Source organism: Luteibacter sp. P4_E6 (assembly GCF_056401535.1).
On sequence record NZ_JBFUJE010000495.1, the window covers coordinates 1 to 2,881 of the forward strand.

General features: G+C 65.8%; 3 protein-coding genes. 2 read left to right on the forward strand and 1 reads right to left on the reverse strand.

Translation table 11 applies throughout. The annotated features are described in order from the left end of the window. Positions 1–1,342 (reverse strand): alpha/beta hydrolase (locus AC1DT2_RS19760; protein WP_477298188.1); only part of this gene is annotated, 1,342 nt, incomplete at its 3' end. 80 nt (positions 1,343–1,422) lie between these two features. Between AC1DT2_RS19760 and AC1DT2_RS19765 the strand changes: the two genes are divergently transcribed. Then, positions 1,423–2,202 (forward strand): phosphatase PAP2 family protein, encoded by a 780-nt coding sequence (locus AC1DT2_RS19765; protein WP_477298190.1) that lies wholly within the window; start codon positions 1,423–1,425, stop codon positions 2,200–2,202. Between the two features lie 41 nt (positions 2,203–2,243). Beyond that, positions 2,244–2,881: diacylglycerol/lipid kinase family protein (locus AC1DT2_RS19770; protein WP_477298192.1), on the forward strand; the 638-nt coding region annotated here is incomplete at its 3' end.

The window sequence follows — 2,881 nt, forward strand, 5'->3', positions numbered from 1 at the left end:
GTGCAATGTCGTAATGGTCGTGCCAGTAAGCGACCACGGCCGGGTCGATCGCGCCCGTGTCGCGGTTGAACATCGGCTCGGGACGACCGTCCTTGCCACGGGGCGAGAACACCCATTCGAACGAACCGAGCTGGCCGCCGTAGGCACCGAGCACGCGCTCGAGATGGGCAAAGGTCTCAAAGGTGGCGATGACCTGGCCCTTGTCACGAATCAGCGGATACGCCGTACCGTCCGGGCGCTTGTACGCGTTGGCATTGGCGGCATACAGGTCGATGCCGGTGAAATTGTGAAAGTCGCTCGGGTCCGGCGAGGTGGACCACGTGCCGCCAAAGACCTTCGGGTAACGCGTCTGCAGCCATAGCGTGGCCCAGCCGCCCGAGGAGTGGCCGTTGAGGAAGCGGCCGCCCACTTTGGCGTCCATCTTGTAGCGGCCTTCGAGCCACGGGATGTATTCCGTAGTCAGTGCCTGGCCCCACGGGCCGTTATTCACCGAGTCGGCGAACTCGTGCGTGCCGGTCGGGCCGGACTCGTCGAGCAGCACCCAGATCATCGGCGGCATGCTCTTGTTCGACATCGYCGCCCAGAGGTTGGCGATGGTCCCGGCGTAGCGATCGAAGCTACCGCCAAAACCATGGGTGACGAAGACGGTCGGATAACGCGTCTTACCGTTCGGGTCGTAACCCGGCGGCGTCACCACCCAGGCGCGGATCGACAGCGGACGGCCCGCGAAAGCGGTCAGGGCCGTGCTCTGCAGGACCTCGGCGTGCGCGTGCTGGCGGGCCTCCGGCAGCACGTCGCGAACCGCCTGGGGCACCGAGGGCGGCAACTGCCAGACGTCCCTCGCCGGGACGGTCCGGGTCAGCTTCAGCGCGGGGAGCGAGCCACCGGCCGTGAGCTTCACCGGGGTGACCTCGCTGACCAGATCGCCGCCATGGCGGCCGCTGTAGTTGTAGTCGTGGCCGACGTCGAGGACCGCCTGGACCAGGTAATCGCCCGGCGGAAGGCTCGAGAATCCGTCGGGAAAGGCTTCGCCGTCCGTGTCGAGGTCGACCGACTGCCCGGGGGCGATCCAGCTCACCTCGCGCGCGGCGACGGAGACGGCCTTCGGCTGGAACGGATTCGTATCGACCTCTTCCACCTTGCCGTCCTTCGCTGCTTCCCTGGCCACAGCGGCCGGTGCAGCGAACAGGAGCAGGCGTCCGGACGTGCCCTTGTCGGTCGCGCCGTCGAGGGTGATCCGGACGATCCGGTGTGCCAGTGGCGCCTGATCGGCCTGGGCGGTGAACGAGCCAGCGGCAAGGAACGCGAGCGCAAAGGCGGCGCGGGCGGACAATATCTTCATGGCGTGTTTTCCCCTTCTCGCCGCGGAGGCGCGGCATGGCAACATGGCCGATCCTGCCATGAGACGAGGACCTTGCGGAAATGGATGCGGAATGGATCAGCCAGCACGCCCTATCGATCTGGGCGGTCTTGCTCGCCGTGGCCTTGCTGGGGGCCGATGTCGGCTGGCGACGGGCGGTGCGTCGCCGCGAGGGCCTGGACCCGGCCGCACGAATCTTCCTGCGGCCAACCACGGCCGTCGCCGTGATCGTGGCGACCCTGCTGATCGCCACCGTCATCGCCGTGGAAGTTCGTGAGCAGGCAGGGTTGACCGTCTTCGACGCCTCCCTGGCCAGCGACCTGCGGGAGAATATGCCCCGACCAGTCCTTCACGTCGTGGCCCTGCTCTCGCGCACGGGAAATTCGGCGGTGCTCGGCACGATCGCAGCGCTCCTCTTCATCGGGTTGCTATGGCGACGGCACTGGCGGCTGGCCAGCGTGTGGATCGTCACCCTGGTCGGCACCGTCGTGATCAACAGCCTGTTGAAGGCGTGGTTCCAGCGTGAGCGACCCTTGCACGATCACGGTTTCATCATCGAGAAAAGTTACAGCTTTCCCAGCGGCCACGCCTCGGGCTCGATGGTGTTCTACGGCATGCTCGCCTACGTCCTGCTCGTGCTCACGCCGCCCCGCTTTCACCGGCCCATCGTCATCGTCGCGGTAGCGATGATCAGCCTCATCGGCATCAGCCGTATCCTGCTGCAAGTGCATTATTTCAGCGACGTCATGGCCGGATATGCCACGGGCCTCGCATGGCTGACGCTATGCGTGGGGAGCGCCGAATACATCCGCATGCGGCAAGGACGCAAGGCGACCGACTGAATTCATGCCACCGTGACAAGCCGGATGCTTCGATCCCTCCGATGAGTAACGATCTTTCCTTCGCCATCGTGATGAACGTCGGCTCCGGACACCAGGATGCCGTCATCGCGCGCGAGGAGATTGCCTCGATCCTGGATGCGGCCGGACGGTCGCATCGCTTCTTCCTGTTCGATGGCGAAGGCGACATCGCCGATGTGGTGCGTGACGCCATCGCGTTCGCCAAGGCCTCCGGCGGCGCGATCGTCGGCGCCGGGGGCGACGGCACCATCAACGTCGTGGCCGCCGCTGCGTGGCGCGAACAGCTGCCGATGGGCATCCTGCCCCAAGGTACGTTCAACTTCGTCGGCCGCACACACGGCATACCGACCGATACGCGCGGAGCGACGGAAGCCTTGCTGCGTGCGACCCTCGGCCACGCGCAGATCGGCCTGGTCAACGACCGCGTGTTCCTCGTCAATGCGAGCCTTGGCTTGTACCCACAGGTACTCGAAGACCGCGAGGCGTGGAAACAGCGCTTTGGCCGCCACCGCATCGTGGCGCTGTGGTCAGGCCTTGCGACCATGATGCGTGGTTACCGGTCGTTGCGCATCGAGGTGAGTGACGGCGCGCGAACGCGGAAGCTACGCACGCCCACGCTGTTCGTCGGCAACAATGCGCTGCAACTGGAGAAGATCGGCCT